The following is a 23,471-nucleotide window of genomic DNA, read 5'->3' on the forward strand; positions in this document are numbered from 1 at the left end:
TACTCCGTCCTGTGAGTTTCTGGATGCCTGATTCAAGCCCCTTATCTGCGCTCTCATCTTTTCGGATATTGCAAGCCCTGCCGCGTCGTCACCGGCCCTGTTGATCCTGTAGCCTGAGGATAGCTTCTCCAGAGCCTTTCCCTGATAGCCGTTGTTGATTGTCAACTGCCTGTGGGAGTTCATTGCCGACAGATTGTGATTAATTATCATAATATTACCTCCGTGATTTTTATTTGGCGGAATTCCCTTTCCGCCATTTTTCCTAAATAAGTACAGCACGCTAAAATGCTGTTGTCTCTATTAATCTATCGTCTATATCACCATAGGCCTGCATAGGTCTATAGGCCCATAATAATAGGACTTAAGCCTCATTATTATGGGCCCTGTTTTTGTTATCCTTTTAACAGTCTGCTTACCTCAGCAATTGAAGCACTGACTGGGGCTGCTGGTTTGCCTGCGCCAGCATTGCGGTGGCGGACTGAATCAATATGTTGTTCTTGGTGTAGTTCATCATTTCCTTTGCCATGTCAACGTCTCTTATCCTCGACTCTGCCGCCTGAAGGTTTTCCGAGGTGTTGAGTAAATTTGAAATGGTATGCTCAAGCCTGTTCTGATATGCTCCAAGACTTGACCTCTGGGAAGACACCTGACTTAAGGCACTGTCTATACGATCTAAGGCATTTACCGGATTGACAGAGACATCCACAGTGCCAACACCCAAACTGGTTGCCGAGGCACTTTTAAATCCTACCTCCAGCCCGATGTACGGAGGGCTTATCGAACCACCACGTCCTATGATAATTTCTATCATCCTCTCAGCTGAAATCAGTTCATGCCCATTGAACTTTGTACCTTTGGCTATTGTATCTATCTGCTCATTCAATTGATCTATCTCCCTTTGCAGATAGCTTGTGTCATCCATTCCATTAGTGCCGTTTGCTGCCTGCACTGAAAGCTCCCTCATCCTCTGCAGTATGCTGTGGGTTTCGTTTAATGCCCCCTCGGCTGTCTGTATCATGGATATGCCGTCCTGTGCGTTTCTTGCGCACTGGTTTAAGCCCCTGATCTCCGCCCTCATTTTTTCTGAGATTGAAAGACCTGCCGCGTCATCTGCCGCCCTGTTGATCCTGTAGCCTGACGACAGCTTTTCCAGTGCCTTGCTCTGCAAGCCGCTGTTAATAGTAAGCTGCCTGTGAGAATTCATAGCCGCCAGATTGTGATTGATTATCATATCATTACCTCCTTGAATTTTACTTGGACGGACTTCCTTTTCCGCCCCTTTTTGGCTTTTTATAATAAGCCTTATGGCCACTCGGCTTATTAGCTGTAATTTAAGAACTTCTTTTTGTTGTGTTTAAAGTAAAAGCCTACGGTATGAGATTATGATAAAAGCATAGCCTTGAATAAGCCCAATAGAACATTTATAAATTTTTTATAGAATAAATTATTTTCTCTTACAATTTTTATCGTATGAAAATAAAGCTCCGCATATAGTTCCACAGCCTCATAATAATAGGCCTATAGGCCTATTATTATGAGGCTGTGGTTTCAGTCGCTTTGCAATAAATAAAGGATGCCTCTTTTGGAGACACCCTTTTTATCTTTTGTGAATTTAATGAATTCTTACCTGAGCAATTGAAGTACCGACTGGGGCTGCTGGTTCGCTTGCGCCAGCATTGCGGTGGCAGACTGTATAAGTATGTTGTTTTTGGTGTAATTCATCATTTCCTTTGCCATGTCAACATCTCTTATTCTCGACTCTGCCGCCTGCAAATTTTCTGCGGCGTTGTCTGTGTTTGCTATTGTGTGCTCAAGCCTGTTCTGATATGCTCCAAGGCTTGACCTCTGCGCCGATACCAGAGTCAATGCCGCGTCAACGGCAGTTATGGCATCTGTAGGCGTCGCTGAAATATCCACGGTGCTTATTCCTAATGATACCGACCCCATATTTCCTATGCCTATAGTTACCTGATCAATTGAGGGATCCGCGTTTGCACCGATTTGCAGTGTCAGCCCGGTTAACTGGCTTCCGTCCAGAAGCTTTTTGCCGTTAAACTGTGTGCCGTCGGCTATTGTGTCTATCTGCGCCCTCAATTGCTCTACCTCCTGCTGCAGATACCCGGTGTCAACAGTGTCGTTGGTGCCGTTGGCAGCCTGAACCGCAAGCTCCCTCATCCTCTGCAGTATGCTGTGGGTTTCGTTCAACGCTCCCTCTGCCGTCTGTATAAGCGATACCCCATCCTGTGAGTTTCTGGATGCCTGATTTAAGCCCCTTATTTGCGCCCTCATCTTTTCAGAGATTGCAAGGCCTGCGGCATCGTCGCCTGCCCTGTTAATCCTGTAGCCCGAAGACAGCTTCTCTAAGGATTTGCCCTGATATCCGTTGTTGATGGTAAGCTGCCTGTGGGAGTTCATTGCCGCCAGATTGTGATTGATTATCATATCATTACCTCCATGACTTTTTGTTTTGTGAAATTCCTTTTTCACTGCTTTTACTTTAATATAATAAGCCTCATGGCCACTCAGCTTATTAACACAATTGCCCTGTCATAATGATTTATCGTAAACAATCTTTCTCACTTACATAGGTCTGACGTACCGTATTTGCATTACCTCGTACCTGTTTTTGCAAGCAGGACCTTACTCTGGAATCGCTACTCAAAGAGAGATTTTATTTCCTCCGGGGTCATTTTTGAAATCACCGTATCCCCCGGCTGTATAACAGAATCTATAAGCCTTCTTTTTTTCTCCTGAAGGTTATAGATCTTCTCTTCTATTGTACCTTTTGTTATGAGCTTCATCACATGCACCGATTTCATCTGGCCTATTCTGTATGCCCTGTCGGTTGCCTGCTCCTCAACGGCGGGATTCCACCAGGGGTCATAGTGTATCACCGTATCGGCACCCGTAAGGTTTAAGCCGGTGCCTCCCGCCTTGAGAGAGATTAAAAACACGCTGCCCTGTCCGGCATTAAAATCCGATATCATTTTCGACCTTTCGGCAGCCTTCACCGAACCGTCCAGATACAGATACCCTATTCCCCTGTGTCCCAGCCACTGTCTTATTATATCCAGCATACGCGTGAACTGGGAGAACAACAGTATTCTATGCCCGCCTGACACAGATTCGTCAATTATCTCCTGAAGCAGCAGCATTTTACCGCTCTGCCCCTGAAAGTCTTCAATAAATATTGAGGGATGACAGCATATTTGCCTTAGCCTTGTCAATGCCGCTAATATCCTGATCCTGTTTTTCTCAAAGCCACTCTGGTTTATGTCACCTTCAAGCTCATTCCTTATTCTGTGCAAATACGACAGATAGAGCTTTTTCTGTTCCTTTCCCAATTGCGCGTCTATCCTGTGCTCTATCTTTTCCGGCAGCTCTCTTAAGACCTCCGATTTAATCCTGCGCAGTATAAAAGGCTTTATATGCCTCCTCAGCTCCTCCATAGCCTCCATGCTTTCCTCTCTCACAATGGGTTTTTCATACCTTTCCATAAAACGGCTGTATGAAAACAAATAATCCGGAAGTATAAAGTCAAATACCGACCACAATTCATCGAGTGCGTTTTCCATTGGAGTTCCCGTCATCGCCAATTTGTTCCGGGCTGTTATTTGCTTGGCGGCCCTGGCATTTTGGGAACCGGGATTCTTAATATGCTGTGCCTCGTCCAGTATGCAATAGCGGAATTTCATATCCCCGTACTGCTGTATATCCCTTCGCAGCAGCGGGTAGGAGGTTATGGCAATATCATATTGTGCTATTGCTTTAATTTGATCCTGCCTCTCGTCCCTGCTTCCGGCAATCAGTATGCAGGTAAGCCCGGGGGCAAATTTTTCTATTTCCGACTGCCAGTTGTACAAAAGAGAGGTAGGCACAACAACCAGCGAGGATGATGCACCTTTTTCCTCCTTTTCGGACATGAGCAGAGCTATTACCTGAAGTGTTTTACCCAGCCCCATATCGTCTGCCAGTATTGCTCCCAATCCGCATCTGCACATGCTTTTAAGCCACTTAAAGCCTATTTTCTGGTATTCCCTTAACGTTGCATTTATGCCCTGCGGCATCACAAAATCACTGTCCGAAGAGCGGGAAACGCTTTCTACAAATTCCACCAGGGCTTCGTCCTTTTCAATATCGTTGTATGCCTGCATGTCCAAATGCTTCTCTATATACAGGGCTTTATACTTAGGCACCTTTACAAGCCCTACTTCAAAGGAAGACGCATCAAGCTCCAGACATTCCGTCAGCGCCGCAACGGATCTGAGCCCATCTGTATCCAGACTCAGGAAGGCCCCGTCCCGGAGTCTGTAGTACCTCTTGCTTGCTTTTATCGCCTCCAAAAGCCCTGCAAGCTCACATTTCTCTATTCCTTCCGTATCAAAGCTTATTTCCAGAAAATCTGTCCTGGTATTAAGCTTCATTTTCCCACTCCAAAAAACGTTATTCTTCACAACCGTTTTTTTAAAGCTTTCCGAATAATATATATTACAATATTTTTGGAGTGAGGGTATTATATTGAATACAAAATCAGCGATGTTATCCTCGTCCTCCATGTATATCTGATCATTTAGAACCTTAAACTCAGACTCCCCCAGAATGTCAAGGATTGCTCCTTCTCTTTCCATATCTCTTACAAGGATTTTACCCACATGCTCGGGCTTTTTCTCCTCCGCCTTGAAGGGGTTTATTATTCTTTCACCGTATATAAACCTTAACTCTGCCGAAATAGCGGACTCTATCCGGTCAACATATATCTCCGCGATCAGTTCTCTTTTTTCCATAGCCTTCAGCACATTTTCATGGATTATAACCTCTCCCACATTCCGCGCGAAAGGAAGCACCTCAGACACAAATCTTTCCTTATCCCATCCGTAGAAGCTTACCACCCTGTCCTTCAGTCCCAGAATTGCTATATAAAACGGCTTAAAGCTTTCCTGCTGCTTTTTTGACGTCTTATATATGCTTCCCTCTGAAAAAAAGTATTCTCCCTCTTCCGTAATGGGCATAAGCTGCTCGTCACAGTCTATTTTCAAATCCAGGCTTTTGCCCTCCATGCTTATAATAAATTTTATCGGAAAATCCTCTTGTTTAACCGTCATTTCATCATACGCCACACCATTAACCACTGCTTTAAAAGGCTTATCTCCCATAAGCTCAAAAAACCTTGCCGCCACCGCCGAGGGCATGACTACATCTCTGTCTCTAAAAAGGCTTGCCCTGCCATGTCCCGGGTGAACCTTGGCACTTGTATTCTCCGCTTCATAGAGCTCCTTTACCAGATTAATCACAGGCAGATCCCGATCTCTGAAGCAATGCTTCAAGGGGTTGAAGGTAAAGCCCTTGCCCATAACCACCGGCTCATTTCTTTCCATGCTTTGAAAAAAGCTTTTAAGCTCTCTTATCATATAAAGATTATCCTGTCCCAACCTAAAGCTCAGGGCTGAGTAAGTGCCTGAAGGTCCCCTCGCTCTCTTTTGAAACTTATACGTAGTTTCAAGCATTACTTCACTCCTGTTTGAGACAGGCATGTTCTGAAAATAATCAAATATCTGTCCGGATATCTGTCTTGAGCCCAGCCCGTCAAAGAAGCCCTGCTCCTGCTTGCTCTTAATTACCAGCAGTACAGCCACAATATGCTTGCATATGCAGGATTGGCATTCATATTCCCGGCAATTGCAATGAGCGTTGTAAATACTCCCACTGCTGTCAAACTGAATTTGAACACTGTAGACATCTCTGCCCACAACAGAGGCATCAAAAATAATTTTATCCTGAATAAAGCTTACCGATTTTACCCTTTGCCACTCATAATATTCCTTACCCCTATTATAAGCAGCAGGCGTTGCAAGCTTGGAAATACTTTCATATGAAATATTAAACACAATTTGCTCCTTTTTTATGGCTCCGGGAAAAGACTATTCTTTCTCCAATTAAAGCTTATCATAATAAATATTCCCTAAGAGGTCTTTATATAGGCTATACTGAGTTTATTTTACCAGTCCGCAAGGCATCTGTCAAAACATAGGATATGCTAAAAAGCACTCTTAGATAGCATCAGAGAAGCCTGCCGTTATCGGCAGGCTCCTCTTTTACTCTCATATATTTCAGAAAATGTTTTTTCTTCTTTTGTTTTTTTTCTGAATGGCTTATATAAATCCTTCCTTCTGTATATCCATACCTGATTGTCATTTGTAATCCTTGCTACGGGAAGTATCCACATATCGCATCACCAATTATATTATCGGCATATTTCTATATATTTAGCAATAAAGATTTTACATGGAGGATATAATTTGATGGAAGAAATTTTTTTGGCCCGTAAGGAATACATCTATATTTCTCCTAAAGTCCGTACAAAAGCCCCGGGGATTAGCCCGGGGCATACATGATGAGAGCATGAGATTAGCTTAAAGCTATTTTAACCCATCATTACTTATATTTTTTACCTCACCAATATAAATTATACAATAAATTTTAAATTTAATAAATAATTTATTTTTTAGGCTTAGTGCCTTTATACAGCGGCGGACAGGTACATAGAATCCAGAATGTTTTTTCCGGCGGAGGTTTTGAAGTATTTGTCCCTTATGCTTTTAACAATGTCCTTATCCATACCGTCCTCTTGAATATTGACAATAAAGTCGGCCTCTACAAGAATCTGAAAATCAAGCCCATCTATCTTTGTGTAGCTATGATGATTTCCCACCAAAAAGCAGGTTCTTCCTGCAACCTCGTCCTCCACCCCGCATTCGGCAAGAATTTTCTCGGCTATAGGCGGCCCCTCCATTTCCTGATACTTTCCCGCCGTAGAATTAAACTTCCTTTCAGCCTCCCGAATGCCTATATCGTGCAATACCGCCGCCAGCTGGAGAGTACGCGCTTCACCGCAGGACATGCCCTCCTGCCCCGCTATGGCGCACGCAAAGCCATACACCTTAAGCGCATGGCCGATTCTGCGGGCATCCTCCTTGAAATAGCCTATCATTTTAAAAATAACCTCCTGCACCATAATAAAGTCCTCCTTAAATAAGTTTATTCCGCCATGCTTTTAAGCAGCTCAACATTTAAAACCCTTACAGACGACAAATGAAAGTCAATTATTCCCTCATCCCTCAAACGGCAAAGCTCCCTCGACATGGAGGGTCTGGACACATTTAGAAAATCAGCCAGCTCATTTCTGTTCATGGGAAGCATAAATGTGAGGCTTCCCCTTCTTTTATATTGCTCCATTATAAAAGTGCAGAGCTTGCCTCTCATGCTTTTTATGCTTAGGTATTCAACCTTTTTGTTAAGCATCAGGGCCTTTTCGGATATAATCTTAAGCATATTGAATATCATAGTCCTGTGTCTTGCGCAGGTCTGACTGCACTCGCCCACTATATTCTGCCGGGGTATAAAAAGCACGGCACAGGTCTGCTTGGCCACCACGCTTGCAGGCCATACCGGCCTTCCCGAGAATACAGCCATCTCCCCGAATATATCGGATGGCCTCAAAAGCGTCATCATCGCCCTGCTCCCCGCGGCATTTTCCTTAATTACGGCAGCCTCTCCCTCCAGAATAATGCCTATGCTTTCAAACGGGTCATCGGCACATGCTATCATCTCTTCTTTTCTATATTTACATGTTTTAGGTTTCAAGCAATCAAGCATGACTGCTAAATCACAATGTGAAATGCCGTTAAATAAGCTTACCCGGCATAAAACTTCTCTATATTTATCAATCATTTGGTCATCCTTTATTTTAAGGCTGTATTTTGGTATCCGTGGCTACCGATTTTTGATTTTAATTATACTATAATAAGGCCATCAAGGCAAATTTGTTAATATTCATGCCAACAACAAAGAAAGGAGATTTATACCGCTATGAAAAGAAAAATTGTAAAAATAGATGAATCGAAATGCAATGGCTGTTCTCTTTGCATAAATGCCTGTCATGAGGGCGCGCTCGCTCTTGTTGACGGAAAGGCAAGGCTTATATCCGAATCTTACTGTGACGGGCTGGGCGACTGTCTTCCTGAGTGCCCCACAGGAGCTATTACAATTGAAGAAAGAGAAGCGCCTGAATATGACGAGGAGGCGGTAAAAATAAATATGCAGAAGAGGGATCCCATTCCCTGTGGCTGCCCAGGATCAAATGCAAGAAGGATAGACAGAAAGGTGACTACCGTGGCGCAGGCAAAAGCAGATACCTCCATGGAATCGGAGCTCAGACAGTGGCCGTGCCAGATAAAGCTTGTGCCTGTAAATGCTCCGTATTTTGACAACGCAGACCTTTTAATCGCCGCGGATTGTACAGCGTACGCATACGCCAATATTCACAGTGAATTTATGAGAAACAGAATAACAATTATAGGATGTCCAAAGCTGGATTCGGTTGACTACTCGGATAAGCTTGCTCAAATACTGATTCATAATGAAATAAAAAGCATAACCGTTGTCCGCATGGAGGTGCCATGCTGCGGAGGTATAGTTCAGGCTGTTAAAAACGCCTTGCTGTCCAGCGGAAAAATGATTCCGTGGAGCATTAGCGTAATAGGTACCGACGGAAATATTGTTAGCTGATAAAGTAAAAGTTTAAATAAAATAAAAATAGAAGGAGTAAAAAATTATGGATAATATGTTTTGTTTTCAATGTGAGCAGACTGCGGGAGGAAAGGCCTGTACAAAATCAGGAGTATGCGGCAAGAAGCCTGATGTGTCAAACAGTCAGGATGATCTGACGTGCGCGCTGATTGGCCTCGCACGGGCATCGGAAGGTAAAAATCCCGGAAGAGCCGCAGACGAGCTCATGATGCAGGGTCTTTTCACCACCGTAACAAATGTAAGCTTTGACTGTGACAGCATAAAATGCTTAAAAAGCCTTGTAAACAAGGAAAAGGATAAGCTTGGCGGGGCGGAAAATTTTTCTTCCGGCAGCCTATGGGGAGGAAACGAAGATATTGTATCCCTCCGTTCAACCCTTCTTCTGGGCTTAAGGGGCATGGCGGCATATGCATGGCACGCATATGTTCTGGGCAAGGAGGATTCCGAGGTAACAGGATGGCTGTATAAGGGTATGCGCGCGATAGGACAGGATCATTCGGTGGAGGAATGGCTTGGACTGCTTATGGAGTTTGGAGAAGTAAATTTAAAATGCATGGCTCTGCTGGATGCTGCCAATACCTCTGCCTATGGGAACCCCGTGCCTGTAAAGGTAACTACAAATGTAGAAAAAGGCCCCTTTATAGTTGTCAGCGGGCATGACCTCCTTGATTTAAAGCAGCTTCTGGAGCAAACTGAGGGTAAGGGCATTAACATATATACACATAGTGAAATGCTTCCGGCACACGGCTACCCCATGCTTAAGAAATATTCTCATTTAAAGGGCAACTTCGGCACGGCATGGCAGAATCAGCAAAAGGAATTTGAAAATGTTCCCGGCGCCTTCCTTTTTACCACCAACTGCCTTATGCCTCCAAAAGCAAGCTATTCTGATAGGGTATTTACAACAGCGGTTGTGGCATATCCCGGCCTTAAGCACATACCCGAGGGCACAGGCGGACAAAAGGATTTCTCTCCTGTAATCTCAAAGGCATTGGATCTGGGCGGCTGGGATCAGGATATGAATTTTACCGGAATTAACGGAGGCTCGGTTCTTACCACAGGCTTTGCCCACGGTACTGTGCTTGGAGTGGCAGACAAGGTTATTGACGCAGTAAAGGCAGGAGCCATAAAGCATTTCTTCCTAGTGGGTGGCTGCGACGGAGCCAGACCCGGAAGAAACTACTATACGGAATTTGTACAGAAATCCCCTGAGGATACGGTAATCCTGACGCTTGCCTGCGGCAAGTTTCGCTTCAACGACCTGGATATAGGCGAGATAGGCGGACTCCCGCGCATTATGGACATGGGTCAGTGCAATGACGCATACTCGGCGATAAAAGTGGCCTTGGCCCTCGCGGATGCTTTCAAATGCGGGGTGAATGAGCTTCCGCTGACGCTGGTTCTTTCATGGTACGAGCAAAAAGCCGTATGCATACTTCTTACGCTTTTGGCTCTTGGAGTCAGGAATATATATATAGGACCTTCAATTCCGGCATTTTTCTCCTCAAATGTACTTCAGGTACTGGTTGAGAAGTTTGCCCTAAAGCCGATATCTACTCCCGATGAGGACTTGAAAGCCATTTTGGGCTAAGGACTTGCCGGCAGCAGGTATTAAAATGCAGGAGTAAGAAAAGGCACGCTATGCTCACCCCCTGCCCGTCTCTTTTGAAAAGATTCGGTCAGGGGGTGATTATTTGTCTGTCAGGGAAATACAGATGTAAGGTTGTTGTATTTCCTAACATAATTTTAATCTCAATATAAAAAAATCATAATCCTCCCGGAGTATACTGATATTATTAAACAAAATTTACTGGAGGAATATACTATGACAGTTTTTACACACCTTGGAATAGCCAAAGCCGTCCATAGGGCCGCAGAGCGCGAGCTTTCCGTGAGGCTTGACATAGCGGGCTTCCTTTATGGCAATATCAAGCCGGATGTGTGTCCCGGGCTGGTAAGGATACCTCATTTCAAGGATTGTTCATTCAGCTTTATATGCAAAAAAATACAAACGCTTATGGAACAAATAGAAACTGACAGCTCTGTCATAGGCACAAGAAAATTTTCCGAGGATCTGGGCGTTATATCCCACTATCTGTCGGACTACTTTTGCTATGCTCACTCAAAGCATTTTAACGGAGGACTGCTGTCACACTATTTATACGAATTAGACCTCTTTACGTATTGCAGAATAAATCCGGAAAAAATACACAAATGCATTTTCAGCGACTGCGTATATATTTCAAACAATTTTAATTCCTTGTGCAGCTATATAGAAAGCCTTTGTGAAGAATATATGGGCAAAGCGCCGTGCTATGAGCTGGATATGTCTTATGCTGTTAAGGCATCCGCTTCAATATGCCTGTCAATTTTAGTCCCATGTGCATTTAAAGAAATAATTTTAGCTGCCTAAAGGAGATAACCTTTATGAGAATCGCATACTTTACCGACACCTTTATGCCTCAAATAAATGGCGTAACCAACACTCTGGAAAAGCTGGGCGATTACCTTGTGTCTAAAGACATAAAGCATATGTTTTTTGCACCCCAGTATCTATCTAAAATAGAGAGACCCCCCAAAAGCCCCGTTTACCGTTTTAACAGTGTAAGCTTTCCCATCTACCCCGAATGCAGGCTTTCCATTCCTATGTATTCCAATTTATGCAAAGTGGCGGACAGCTTCAGCCCCGACATAGTTCATCTGGTGACCCCTCTTGGTATAGGCTTAATGGGGCTTCGATATGCACGGGAAAGAAATATCCCGGTAGTGTCTTCCTTTCATACCAATTTTGATATTTATCTTAAATATTACAGGTTTGAATATCTGGAAGAAATGGTGTGGAACTTTTTCAGATGGTTCCACAGCTTCTGCAGTGTGAATTTCTGTCCTTCGTATGACACTGCAAAAACACTTGAAAGCAAGGGAATAAACAATTTAAAAATATGGTCAAGGGGCATTGATACCGGCAAGTATACCGCAAGGCAAGGACACCTTCCTTCAAAGCAGGGCATCTCCTTGGATACTCCGACAACATTTTTATATGTAGGAAGGCTCGCGCCGGAAAAGGATCTGGATATCCTCATGGACAGCATAGAAAATATAAACAGGCTCTACCCCGAAAAGGCCCGCTTTGTGATAGTGGGAGACGGCCCAATGTCAAAAAAGCTAAAAACGGGTGCGCCGGCAAATGTTTGCTTTACAGGGTATCTAAGAGGTGAGAGGCTGGCGGAGGCATACGCATCCGCGGATATATTTGTTTTTCCGTCAGGCACCGAAACCTTCGGAAATGTTATTCTTGAGGCAATGGCCTCGGGACTTCCTGTCATAGGCGTAAATTCAGGAGGAGTAACGGATAATATAATTCACAGGTATAATGGGCTATTATGCAAGCCCAGAGATACAGAAAGCTTTACCGCCGGCATAGCAGACCTTTTAGAGAACCGCCGGCTTGCGGAAGCAATGAGCAAAAACGCACGGGAATATACCCTCCAGAAAACCTGGGATAAAGTTTTCAGACAATTGGTATATGACTATTACTCAGTTCTGAAGAGCTGCCGCCAAAGCCTGTCAACACCCGCTTAGGGGGGAGAAGGTCACGGGGAGCGGAACGCCACAGGGGGCGTTCCGTACGAAGGGGTCAAGGGGACAGCGGTGCTTTGGATAGGGCAATCCTTCTCACCGTTTCTCTTCCCAGCCCCAATTCAAAGGCAACGGCTCTTTTGGAAAGACTTGATTTCTCCAGTAAATCTTTTACCAGTTTTTTTGTTAAATGCCTCTTTCTTGCTTCCTTAAGCTGCTCTATCTCCATATTGTGGGCTTTTAAAAAGCCGTTGATATATTCTTTAACGTCAGCTTCATCAATTTCTGCCACCTTGCCCGCATCAAGGAATGTCTCCTCTGTTGTCTCATGATTGAACCTTATAAATTCCTCCATCGTGCTTTTACGATCATCCAATATAAGCTTAAATATTTCTTTAGTTTCGGCAAGTCCTTTTCCCCGGCTTAAATATTCTCTGTAGCTGCTCCATTTGTATTCCTCCATAGTACTTATTCCTGCCTTTAGTGGATTTTGATGCAGATGTCTTATTAATGCCAGCAGATAACGGCTGTTTTCTACAGTTTCACTCCGAAACCTGTCATGAAATACGTGTCCCGTATGCCTGTACTTCTTATTAAAATAATATGCGTAGCTGATGCCAATCCTCTTTACAATCCGGGAAAGACAATCGCTTTCTTGTTTTATGACAAGATGAATATGATTATCCATTACGCAATACGCATAAATCAAGAAGCCTCCGTCTCTCTTTTTTTCATGCAGCGTGCTTATAATCTTATCTTTATCCTCGTCGTCTGCAAATATTTTCCGGCGGTTATTTCCTCTTAGCATGATATGATAAATTTTCGTTTCACTTAATACTCTTGAGTATCTGGGCAAAGTACCAACACCTCCTTGCGTAAAATTTATCATACCGCTAAAATTATGTCAATAGAACCGTCCCTCTGACAACATTTAAAGTGAGAATACTCACAACAGCATTCCACATCGTCCATATCAAACAGGGCGAGGTTTCTTACACTGTCATCATTCATTCTGGTGCATTTGTATATCACTCCCGCATAGCCCTTTTGCTGAAAATAGTACGACATTGCGTGGGTCAGAGAATATTCTCTGTCACGCTGTTTTTTGTCATTGTCATCAACGGGCTTGAATATTGTCTCCGACAAAAAACCCATATACCTTTTCTGGAAGCCTATTAAGGAATCAACATTTTTTAAATTTTTAAGCCTTTCATCCCCACCGCACTCCTTAAGCATGTCCTCATATGAAAAGCCATCGTACCTGCACAGGTTTATCAGCCTCTTCTCTCCGCCTTTTACCGGCCTGAAGCTTGCAACAGAGAATCTTTCCCCTGCTAAGGGCTTTAGCTCTTCAATACAGGCCCTTTGTGCGTTATATATCACCCCGCTCCGCTTTAGGGAAGGAGTGAAGGCCAGGTATAAAAATCCCGGTGGGTTCATTCTGTTGTTCCAGTCAGGTACAAAATCCTCCGGACTGGTAAAACAGCTATCTTCCGGCTTAAGCCTGCGCCCCCTGTAGATATTGCTTATATTTCTTAAATCCTCCTCGAATATGGTTCCATACCGGGAAAGAGATTGGTCCAGCACCTTTATGAACCTGTATTTTAAAATCCCCTCAAGATCGTTATACCTTACCTTTTTGGTGAATAATGCATTCTTGAACTCCTCAATATCGGCCTTAATATCAGCTTCCTTAAGCCCCATAATATACCAACACCCTCTTCCTTATGCCTATGTAAAATAAATGGCAAAAGGGCCGAAAGCTTGTGTGTTCCGGCCCTTTTGCTTTTGTGCTACTGCTGCCTGTACTGGGGCTCCTGCTTCAGGACGTACTGATTTCTTCCCTCCAGAGTTTTTAAAGCATCATCAAAGGTTTTTGCAAGGCTTTGAAATGTTTGCTTTGCTTGCTGATCCTGCGTTTCAAGGGCAAAGGTTTTCATGGTTGCCGCCGCGCTTTGTACCGTTGCCATAGCCTTTTGCATCTGAGTGCCTACTGTCATAAATTCACCTCCCTTCAAGGGGGGGGGGTTAGTTTTCTACCCCTTCGGTCGGAATACTAATGACGCTAAAAATCCAAATATTATTGCCGCCGATATTCCGGCACTCGTCACCTCAAAAATTCCCGTCAATACTCCTATTATTCCGTTTTGCTCCGCTTCTTGCAACGCACCCTTTACCAGTTGATTCCCAAAGCTGCTGATAGGCACAGAAACCCCTGCACCTGCAAATTCCACAAAGCGGTCATACAGACCGAAGCCGCCCAATATTGCTCCCGCTACCACCAAGGTACACATGGTATGTGCCGGAGTGAGCTTGACCACGTCCATAAGAAGCTGTCCTATAACACATACCAGTCCGCCTATAATAAATGCCCATATAAATTTCTCCAACCTACCACCTCCTTTTACATTTCTATACACACTCCATGGGCTACACACGGTATGCTTTCCTTCTGCTGATAGGACATGGGGGACAGCAGAGCTCCTGTTGCGACAACCAGAATTCTCTTTAGCTCTCGTTTTCTCATGCGATTCAGCAGGTGTCCATAGGTTGTTGTGGCACAGCACGCACACCCGCTTCCTCCCGAAAAAACCGGCTGCTCTTCCTTATAAATAAGCATTCCGCAGTCAGTAAACTTTTCCTCCGGTATTTCAATTCCATGCTTTTTAAGCATATCTGAAGCAATCCTGTGCCCTACCCTTCCCAGATCCCCTGTAGCAATAAGATCATATTGCTCATGGCCTATGCCCAAATCCCTGAAGTGAGCCTCGATAGTATCCACTGCTGCCGGGGCCATAGCCGCTCCCATGTTGAAGGGGTCCGACAGCCCCATATCTATAACCCTGCCTATGGTAGCCGCAAAAACCCTCGGCCCTTCACCCTTATTTGACACTACCGCAGCTCCCGCTCCCGTCACCGTCCACTGTGCATAGGGAGGCTTCTGCGCTCCGTATTCCGTCGGGTACCTGTATTGCTTTTCCGCCGCTGAATTATGACTTGAGGTGGCAGCCAGAGCGTTCTGCGCAAACTTGCCATCAACGAGAAGAGAGGCCAGCGCCAGCCCCTCCATTGAGCTTGAGCAGGCCCCATAAATCCCAAGATAAGGAACCCCAAGTGTACGCGCCGTAAAGCTGCTGGCGATAATCTGATTTATCAAATCCCCGCTCATGAAGAATTGTATATCCTCTTTCTTCAGGCCGGATTTCTTTATAGCAGTTTCACACGCCTGCTCCATAAGCTTTTTTTCAGCCTTTTCAAAGCTATCCTGCCCCATCCATATGTCGTCGTATAGCATATCAAAATCCCCGGACAGAGCACCCTGGGCTTCAAAAGAGCCTCCTACCGCAGCCGAGCCTATTATGACAGGCCTGGATTCAAAAAGCCACGTCTGATGTCCTTTAATCATCTACATCCCACCCAACCATTTGATAGTCACGCTTACAATTGCAACCACAAAAGCAGAAAAGACCCCATAAACAATTACAGGTCCGGCAATTTTAAACATATTTCCTCCCACTCCCAGTACAAAGCCTTCGCTTTTGTGTTCAATCGCCGCAGAGGTTATGGTATTTGCAAATCCCGTAACGGGAACGGCGGTGCCCGCCCCTCCCCACTGGGCTATGTGATCGTAAAAGCCCAGTCCTGTAAAAAGGGCGGAAATAAAAATCAAAACCGCAGCCGTGGGATTTCCCGCCGTCTTCTCATCAAAGCCAAACCAGTTGATAAACGCCCAGGTGAGGCACTGTCCTATAGTACAGATAATTCCTCCCACAACAAAGGCCCTTATACAATTTTTCAGTACGGGAATTTTGGGTTCTCTGGCCTTCGCAAAATCTTGATATTGCTGCTGCACAGGTGTCAAATTCTTTCTTTTCTTACTCGACATGCTTTATCACCTTCTATCTTAATAAATAGGGCTCCAGCTTTTTCATAAGCTCCCTAAGCCTTTTTGCATTCCTTGAATACATAGCTTTTGCATTGCGATCCTCGGTTTCTAAGGAGTACATGGCAAGCCCGGCCTGTGCCTTCTCAAGGTTTGCGTACAGCATTTCCTTTACTTTGGGCTTGGGAAGCTCTATAAAATCATCAAAAAGATCGAGATACAGCTCTCCTGAGCTGTTTGCCTGTCCAAGGAATACATTATCTAAAGATACTCCCTGATTTTTCAGCTGCAGCTCCAGCCATTCCCTGTTTAAGCTTAAAGAGGCCAGAGCCTCATTTATCACATTTCCGTCAATAATTACAGTCTGGGGCTCGGCTGCGGGAGCAACCTTCTGACCCAGGTCATGAGGTGTTACAGGCTTTTTGTCAGCCTTAAGAAATACATTCACCTCTCCTGTCGCCTCCATAACCGCAAACTCTACATCCGCCAGATTAAATGCATTTTTAGATCGAAGCTCTCTCAGCAGCTCCTCACCTGTCAGCCTTGACTGCATGAGATTTTCCTCCATAATCTTTCCCTTCTTTATAAGTACCGTTTCCCTTCCGTTTACGAGATCATGTATCCATTTACTCTTTATGGACAGGTATTCCAATGCTATGACAAGAAAAATCCATACCCCCATGGAAATAAATCCAAAGGCCAGATTGGTTATTATATTGACCGACATCAAAGCAGCGAAGGCAGCTATAACTATATAGCTTACAAAGCTGAACGGTGTAATGCGGGCCATGCTTCTTTTTCCCATCAGCCTTACCAGCACGAGGGTTAAAAAAAACAATGAAGCCGTCTTAAGTAAAATCTGTATCCACATCTGCATAGCTATCCCCCATTAATTCCCTTTATATTGGGGCTCCTGAAGCTCCAGAACCTGTACTCTTTTCTCAAGGTCACAAATAACACTTCCCGTTACTTCCAGTGCTTCATTAAAAGCCGTTTTAGCTTCTTCTTTCTGCTCCTGTGCCGAGTATATCCTCAAAGTGCCCCGCACACTTTTTAAGCCTTCCAACGTTTGTTTTACCTGTGAAGCTACCGTCATATAAAGTTACCTCCTTTTCCAGTATTATTTTCTCAATTGGTGTTATTTTTAATTCATTTAATTTGTATGCAATATTTGGCCTTTTTAAAAATTGCGCCGGCTTTAAGTAAATATAACAGCGGCTTCCCTGCGCACTTACTTTTCAGGTTATGAATACTATATTACAGCAAATATTTTATATATATTAAGGAGTAGGTTATGCAATATATGATGATACCACCCGGACAACACCGCCTGCCCCCTCTGCCATACCCATATAATGCACTGGAGCCGGTAATAGGCAGGAGGACATTGGAAATTCACCATGATAAGCTTCATAAAGCCTATGTGGACGGGCTGAACAGAGCCGAAACAAATCTTGTTGAGGCACGGAAAAACAATAACTATGAATATATAAAATACTGGGAAAACGAGCTTGCCTTCAACGGCTCCGGGCATATTCTTCACAGTATCCTCTGGACAACTATGTCCCCTCCCGGAATGGGCGGGTATCCCGGCCCATATACACTGGGGGCTATAAATAGCTACTTCGGGAACTTTGAAGGCTTTAAGGAGCAATTTAAAAATGCCACAGAAAAGGTGGAGGCGTCAGGCTGGGGGGTACTGACATGGCAGCCCTCGTGGGGACATGTAGAAATTTTGCAGGCACAAAAGCACCAAAATTTGACGCAGTGGAGCGGAATCCCAATTCTTGTCTGCGATGTCTGGGAGCACGCCTATTATCTCGATTATCAAAATAAGCGCGGGGAATATATTGACAGGTGGTGGGGTATCGTGAACTGGTACGACGTTGAAAGGAGGCTGCTTCTTGCCATGAACGGACATGTTCCTCTGACGCTTTAGTCACGCTTATGAGCATAAGGTATGCATATATATTTAGCAATAAAGATTTTACAGAGACATTTCCCCCAAATATGTTTGTAGAGTCTTTATTGCATCCTATTATAATGTGAAGATTCTGTGAAAATTTTGTGAATTATCCTGCTAATTTCTCTGTATCTATTATTAGATTGCCGTTCTATAACGATATAGTATATAACTGGCTTTATAATAAATTCAGATTTTTTAGGAGGTATAACAGTGAAATCAAGTTTTTCCAGAACCCTTTGCACAGTACTGGCAGCTCTGCTTGTGTTCACCCTGCCGGGTGGTGTCCATGCGGCAGGCACTTCCATAGCGCCAAAAGCTGCCGACATAACCATAACCAACAACACCGGGACGTATGATATCATACTGATAGGAGGCCTTGCCAGAGGGGATAAGGTAAATGTCTACAGCGCTTCCTCAGGAGGAAAGCTTCTGGGGTCGGCATCTGTTTCATCCTATAAAACCGAGGCGACAGTTAAGGTATCACAGCTCGGAACGGCAGCAGGAAGTGTGTACATCTCGGTTACAAGCAAAGGAGAGCTCGAAAGCAGCAGAACTAAAGCAGACTACCCGGCAGAGGTGCAAACAGACCCGCCTGATGCCTCAAATATTGCTGTAACAAATAATGCAGGAAAAGCAGATTTGATATATATAACCGGACTCTATGGGGGCGAAAAGGTAAATGTTTATAACGCCACCACAGGAGGCAAGCTTCTTGGCTCGGCATCCGTTTCTTCTACAAAATCGGACGTAACGGTCAAGATATCGCAGATAGGAGTAGAAGCGGGAAGTGTCTACGTTTCTCTTACCAATAAGGGAGAGCTGGAAAGCATAAGAACAAAATCGGATTATTCCGCAGAACCCAAGTCGGCTGCTGTAAATCCAGCCAATATAACAGTTATAAATAATGCCGGTATAAATGACACTGTGTCGGTAGTCTACCTTTCCTTAGGTGACACCGTTAATGTTTATGATGCCGCCAAGGGGGGAAATCTGCTTGCTTCCGCCAAGGTTCCTGCCTCAAAAACAGAGGTGTCCATGAACATTCCCCAGCTCAGCAAGGCCGCCGGATATGTGTATGTTACGGTAACCAGTAAGGACTGCCGTGAAAGCGACAGAACCGAAGTTGCCTACCCAGCTGAGAATACATCGAATGCTCCGTATGCCGGAAATATAACCATAACCAATAACGGAAACGCGGCAGACACAGTCAAGGTCACAAAGCTCCTTTCAGGTGATGTCGTAAAGGTTTACGATGCCGCCTCAGGAGGAAATCTTCTTGGCTCGGCAACGGTTTCAGGGTCAGCCTCCGAAACCACCGTAACAATACCGCAGCTTATTTCCCCCGACGGGTATGTATATATTTCAGTAACAACCAAGGGCAAATTTGAAAGTGCCCGAACAAAAAAATCCTTCTCGGATGAGCCTGTCTCAGATGCGCCTAAGACAAGTAAAATAGTAATAGTAAATAACGTAGGTAAATCCGACACCGTAAATGTATCGGGCCTGTCCTCCGGGGATGTCGTAAAGATATATGATTCCTATGAAGAAGGCACTCTGCTTGGCTCCGCGGCAGTCGGTTCATCAAAGAGCGATGCAACCGTGACAGTGAAGCAATTGGGAGCGGACGGAGGATATATATACATATCAGTAACAGAAAAAAGCAAGCTTGAGAGCGAGCGGACAAAAGTATACTTCTCTGCCGAGCCTGTATCCAATACAGTCGACGGCTACAATATAACGGTTATAAATAATCCCGCCGGAAAATCCGACACTGTCCAGGTAACAGGACTTGCGGCAGGAGATATCGTAAAGGTATACGACCTTGCCTCCGACGGGACGCTGCTTGGCTCGGCGACAGTTGCATCCTCCAAGACAGAAGCAACAGTTACCATAGCACAGTTAGGTACGGGAGCAGGATATGTATATGTTTCAATAACCAGCTCAGGAAAGAACGAAAGCTCCAGAATAAAGGTAAATTACTCTGCCGAGGCTTCATCGGATGCCACTGATGCAGACAATATAATAATTACAAACAATGTGGCGGGTACGCCAGACACTGTTGAGGTCACAGGCCTTAAGGGCGGGGATGTAATTAAGGTATATGACGCTGCTAACGGAGGAAGCCTTCTTGGCTATACAACTGTTCCGGCGGACAGCTCTTACGCAACAGTGTCAATAGCCCAGCTTGGAGTTGAGGCAGGCAATGTCTATGTCTCAATAACCGGCTTAAACAAGCTTGAAAGCAGCAGGGTTAAGGCTTCCTATGCTGCGGAGGGCAAGTCGCAGGCTGTGGATGCCCAAAACATTACAATTACAAATAATTCAGAAGCACCGGACACTGTTGAGGTTACAGGCTTAAACGCAGATGATACAGTCAAGGTATATACTGCCTCCAAGGGAGGTACTCTGCTGGGTTCTGCCACAGTATCAACCTACGGCACATACGCCAGGGTTTCTATCCCTCAGCTTGGCACGGCGGCAGGAAGCGTGTATGTCTCAATCACCAGCAAAAATAAGCAGGAAAGCGACAGGACAAAAGCAGATTATGCTGCCGAAGCAAAATCTGCCTCCCCGTCTGCCGCAAGCATATACATTGAAAACAACGTAGGTGCCGACGATAAGGTTACCGTCACAGAGCTTTCGGATAACGATACCGTAAAGGTATATGACTCCGCCAAGGGAGGCTCGCTGTTAGGTTCAGCCTCGGCAGGAACCTATGAGACGTCGGTGTCAATAAGCATTTCACAGCTTGGAAGCACGTCAGGAAGCATTTATGTTTCGATTACCTCCTCAGGGAAGTTGGAAAGCGACAGGACAAAGGCTGACTATGCCGCGGAATCCAAATCCGCTTCCCCTGATCCCGATGACATTATAGTCATTAATAACGCGGGTACCTCCGATACCGTACAGGTGACAGGCCTTAACACCGATGACAAGGTCAAGGTATACGATTCCGCTACCGGAGGAACTCTGCTCGGCTCGGCAACCGTTTCGGTCGGCACCGGCATATCCATCAGCATTACTCAGCTCGGTACGTCTGCGGGAAGTGTTTATGTTTCGGTTACCAGCAAAACAAAGACAGAGAGTGACAGGGTAAAGGCTGATTATTCGGCCGAAGCTAAAACCCCCGCTCCATCAGTTAACAATATAGAAATTATAAACAATGTAGGCACTGCCGATACCGTAAAAGTTGCGGGACTCACAAGCGGAGATAAAATAAGTGTGTATGACTCGGCAAAAGCCGGCTCGCTTTTGGGCACCGCCTCGGCAGACACCTACGCCTCCTCCGTTACTATCAGTATTACCCAGCTTGGACCCACGGCGGGAAGCGTATACGTTTCAGTCACAAGCAGCACAAAGCTTGAAAGTGACAGGACAAAGGCGGATTATTCCGCTGAGGCAAAATCAGCAGCTCCGTCCTTAGACAAGACAGTAATTGCAAATAATTCGGGAATGGCTGACACCATTAAGGTCTCGGGTCTTACCGGAGGGGATACCGTAAAGGTATATGACTCCGAAAAGGTCGGTAACCTTCTGGGCTCGGCAGAGGTGGAAACATATGCTTCATCTGCCACCATTACCGTAACTCAGCTTGGCAGCACCGAGGGATCTGTATATGTTTCGGTCACCGAAAAAAATAAAACCGAAAGTGACAGGACAAAGGTGATCTACTCTGCAGAGCCTCAGTCGGCTGCCCCGTCTGCCGGCAATATAACGGTATTAAACAACGCCGGTATAGATGACACCATTAAAGTAAGCGGTATTTCAGGCGGTGACGAGGTAAAGGTATACACAGCCGCTGCAGGAGGTATGCTTTTAGGCTCCGCCTCCGCGTCAACATACGATACATACGCAACCGTCACTGTGGAACAGCTTGGGGGTTCGGCAGGAAGCGTATATGTCTCTCTCACAAAGAAGGGCTATAGAGAAAGCACCCGTGTTAAAGCAGACTATTCTGCCGAGCCTAAATCGGGAGCCTCCCATTCAAGCACCATAATAGTCTCCAACAACGCAGGGGCACCGGACATCATACAAATAAACGGGCTCACAGGGGGCGACAAGGTAAATGTATACGATTCACCTTCGGGTGGAAGCCTGCTGGGTTCAGCTACGGTAGCTACTTATGATTCGTTTGTAAAAGTCACCGTAACACAGCTGGGAGCCTCCGCAGGAAAAATATATGTGTCGGTGACAACGAAGGGCAAGCTTGAAAGCGACAGAACTATGGTATCCTTCGCCGCAGAACAGAAATCGGATTCTCCCTCACTGGGAAATATAACAATTAAAAATAATGCAGGCATATCGGATACGGTAGAGGTTACTTACCTGGAAGAGGGAGATGTTGTAAAGGTTTATAGCTCCGCTTCCGAAGGCACTCTTATGGGCACCGGTAAGGTAGCGGATGGTAAGACGGAGGTAACGGTAAAAGTTACCCAGCTTGGAGCTTCGGCGGGAAATGCATATGTCTCCGTAACAAGCGTAAATAAGCTTGAGAGTGATAGAACGGCTGTATACTATAGCGCAGAGGCTACAACCGATGCTCCTGCAGCCGAAAATATAAAAATAATAAATAATGCAACAATATCAGACACTGTAACTGTAACCTTCCTCAAGCCCGGTGACGTTATAAGGATTTATAACAAGTCCTCGGGCGGAAGCCTGCTGGGCATGGGCACAGTGGCTGAAGACAGCACCGAGGTTACCGTATCTGTTGACAGTCTTGATTCCTCCGGCGGCTCTGTGTATGTATCTGCCATAAGCGTGGGCAAGGCGGAAAGCAGCAGGACAAAGGCTGTCTATACAAAAGAGCAGCAAACCGCCGCACCTTCCTCTAGTAACATTACTGTTAAAAATAATGCGGGAATGTCCGATACTGTAACAGTCACCTTCTTAGATGCCAAGGATACTGTCAAGGTATACAATTCATCCCCCGGTGGAAGCCTGCTTGGAAGTGCGGCAGCATCGGCCGACAGCACCGAGGTAACCATTAAAATATCACAGCTCGGCACCTCTGCGGGGAATATATATGTATCCGTTACAGGCTACGGTAAGCTTGAGAGTGAAAGAACCGCCGTTTACTACTCTGCCGAGCCGGTATCCGATGTGCCGGATGCAGCCAATATAACTATTTTGAACAACGCGGGAAAATCGGATACCATTAAGGTTGCCGGATTAATGGAATACGATGTTGTAAGCATATACAGCTCGTCTACGGGAGGTACCCTTCTGGGAACGGGTACCGTAGGTGAGAATAATGATGAGGTCACAATCAAGGTAGCCCAGCTTGGCACCTCAGCGGGGTATGTATATATAACAGTTACCTCTCTCGGAGCATTTGAAAGCAGCAGGCTGAAAGTAGGATATAGCGCCGAAAATTGAATCCTCCTTAAAATAAATGCAGTAAGCTGAAAGCAATGAAGGACTTCCTCTAAAACGGGAAGTCCTTCATTGCTTTGT

Annotated in this window: 20 protein-coding genes; 6 read left to right on the plus strand and 14 right to left on the minus strand. The window is 45.1% G+C overall.

The features are described from left to right. The 6 genes from DFR58_RS22085 to DFR58_RS01285 all read right to left on the minus strand — a co-directional run. Positions 1-210, minus strand: a 210-nt coding sequence (locus tag DFR58_RS22085; RefSeq protein ID WP_479722718.1) for a flagellin N-terminal helical domain-containing protein, incomplete at its 3' end; no start/stop codon positions are given. Between the two features lie 202 nt (positions 211-412). Further along, on the minus strand, positions 413-1,231 hold the full coding sequence (locus tag DFR58_RS01265) for a flagellin N-terminal helical domain-containing protein (RefSeq protein WP_114295989.1): 819 nt from the start codon (positions 1,229-1,231) through the stop codon (positions 413-415). A gap of 392 nt (positions 1,232-1,623) precedes the next feature. After that, complete coding sequence (locus tag DFR58_RS01270) at positions 1,624-2,442, minus strand: flagellin N-terminal helical domain-containing protein (protein WP_114295990.1); 819 nt, start codon at positions 2,440-2,442, stop codon at positions 1,624-1,626. A 212-nt stretch (positions 2,443-2,654) separates the two neighbouring features. Continuing rightward, on the minus strand, positions 2,655-5,885 hold the full coding sequence (locus DFR58_RS01275) for a DEAD/DEAH box helicase (RefSeq protein ID WP_114295991.1): 3,231 nt from the start codon (positions 5,883-5,885) through the stop codon (positions 2,655-2,657). A gap of 632 nt (positions 5,886-6,517) precedes the next feature. Beyond that, positions 6,518-7,012 carry an HD domain-containing protein gene (locus DFR58_RS01280; protein WP_114295992.1) on the minus strand — a complete coding sequence of 165 codons (495 nt, stop codon included), beginning with the start codon at positions 7,010-7,012 and terminating at the stop codon, positions 6,518-6,520. Between the two features lie 23 nt (positions 7,013-7,035). Next, on the minus strand, positions 7,036-7,728 hold the full coding sequence (locus tag DFR58_RS01285) for a Crp/Fnr family transcriptional regulator (protein ID WP_114295993.1): 693 nt from the start codon (positions 7,726-7,728) through the stop codon (positions 7,036-7,038). Between the two features lie 138 nt (positions 7,729-7,866). On the opposite strand from DFR58_RS01285, the gene DFR58_RS01290 reads away from it, so the two are divergent. The 4 genes from DFR58_RS01290 to DFR58_RS01305 all read left to right on the plus strand — a co-directional run bounded on the left by DFR58_RS01290 (position 7,867) and on the right by DFR58_RS01305 (position 12,168). Then, a complete protein-coding gene (locus DFR58_RS01290; protein ID WP_114295994.1) occupies positions 7,867-8,565 on the plus strand; it encodes an ATP-binding protein in 699 nt (232 codons plus the stop codon). Between the two features lie 46 nt (positions 8,566-8,611). After that, positions 8,612-10,177 carry a hydroxylamine reductase gene (gene hcp, locus DFR58_RS01295; protein ID WP_114295995.1) on the plus strand — a complete coding sequence of 522 codons (1,566 nt, stop codon included), beginning with the start codon at positions 8,612-8,614 and terminating at the stop codon, positions 10,175-10,177. Between the two features lie 234 nt (positions 10,178-10,411). Further along, positions 10,412-10,999 carry a zinc dependent phospholipase C family protein gene (locus DFR58_RS01300; RefSeq protein ID WP_114295996.1) on the plus strand — a complete coding sequence of 196 codons (588 nt, stop codon included), beginning with the start codon at positions 10,412-10,414 and terminating at the stop codon, positions 10,997-10,999. Between the two features lie 14 nt (positions 11,000-11,013). Further along, positions 11,014-12,168, plus strand: a complete 1,155-nt coding sequence (locus DFR58_RS01305; RefSeq protein WP_114295997.1) for a glycosyltransferase family 4 protein — start codon at positions 11,014-11,016, stop codon at positions 12,166-12,168. 55 nt (positions 12,169-12,223) lie between these two features. On the opposite strand, the gene DFR58_RS01310 is transcribed toward DFR58_RS01305, so the two are convergent. The 8 genes from DFR58_RS01310 to DFR58_RS01345 form a co-directional block, all read right to left on the minus strand. Beyond that, positions 12,224-13,054 carry a transposase gene (locus tag DFR58_RS01310; RefSeq protein WP_114295998.1) on the minus strand — a complete coding sequence of 277 codons (831 nt, stop codon included), beginning with the start codon at positions 13,052-13,054 and terminating at the stop codon, positions 12,224-12,226. Beyond that, entirely contained in the window at positions 13,051-13,869 is an 819-nt protein-coding gene (locus tag DFR58_RS01315; protein WP_114295999.1) for a hypothetical protein, read from the minus strand. The genes DFR58_RS01310 and DFR58_RS01315 overlap by 4 nt, the downstream gene beginning before the upstream one ends. A gap of 89 nt (positions 13,870-13,958) precedes the next feature. Further along, a complete protein-coding gene (locus DFR58_RS01320; protein WP_114296000.1) occupies positions 13,959-14,165 on the minus strand; it encodes a DUF1657 domain-containing protein in 207 nt (68 codons plus the stop codon). Between the two features lie 36 nt (positions 14,166-14,201). After that, positions 14,202-14,555 (minus strand): stage V sporulation protein AE, encoded by a 354-nt coding sequence (spoVAE, locus tag DFR58_RS01325; RefSeq protein WP_114296001.1) that lies wholly within the window; start codon positions 14,553-14,555, stop codon positions 14,202-14,204. A gap of 14 nt (positions 14,556-14,569) precedes the next feature. Then, positions 14,570-15,571, minus strand: a complete 1,002-nt coding sequence (gene spoVAD / locus DFR58_RS01330; protein WP_114296002.1) for a stage V sporulation protein AD — start codon at positions 15,569-15,571, stop codon at positions 14,570-14,572. Next, on the minus strand, positions 15,572-16,051 hold the full coding sequence (spoVAC, locus tag DFR58_RS01335) for a stage V sporulation protein AC (RefSeq protein WP_114296003.1): 480 nt from the start codon (positions 16,049-16,051) through the stop codon (positions 15,572-15,574). A gap of 13 nt (positions 16,052-16,064) precedes the next feature. Then, positions 16,065-16,925 carry a DUF421 domain-containing protein gene (locus DFR58_RS01340; protein WP_114296004.1) on the minus strand — a complete coding sequence of 287 codons (861 nt, stop codon included), beginning with the start codon at positions 16,923-16,925 and terminating at the stop codon, positions 16,065-16,067. 12 nt (positions 16,926-16,937) lie between these two features. Continuing rightward, entirely contained in the window at positions 16,938-17,144 is a 207-nt protein-coding gene (locus DFR58_RS01345) for a DUF1657 domain-containing protein (RefSeq protein ID WP_114296005.1), read from the minus strand. 198 nt (positions 17,145-17,342) lie between these two features. Here DFR58_RS01345 and DFR58_RS01350 point away from each other — a divergent pair, with 198 nt between their 5' ends. Both DFR58_RS01350 and DFR58_RS01355 read left to right on the plus strand, forming a co-directional pair. After that, a complete protein-coding gene (locus tag DFR58_RS01350; protein ID WP_114296006.1) occupies positions 17,343-17,987 on the plus strand; it encodes a superoxide dismutase in 645 nt (214 codons plus the stop codon). Positions 17,988-18,224: 237 nt separating this feature from the next. Further along, positions 18,225-23,393, plus strand: coding sequence for a beta strand repeat-containing protein (locus DFR58_RS01355; protein ID WP_114296007.1), 5,169 nt, complete (start codon positions 18,225-18,227; stop codon positions 23,391-23,393). Positions 23,394-23,471 lie beyond the last annotated feature (78 nt).

The organism is Anaerobacterium chartisolvens (genome assembly GCF_003337415.1).
GTDB classification, from domain to species: domain Bacteria; phylum Bacillota; class Clostridia; order Acetivibrionales; family DSM-27016; genus Anaerobacterium; species Anaerobacterium chartisolvens.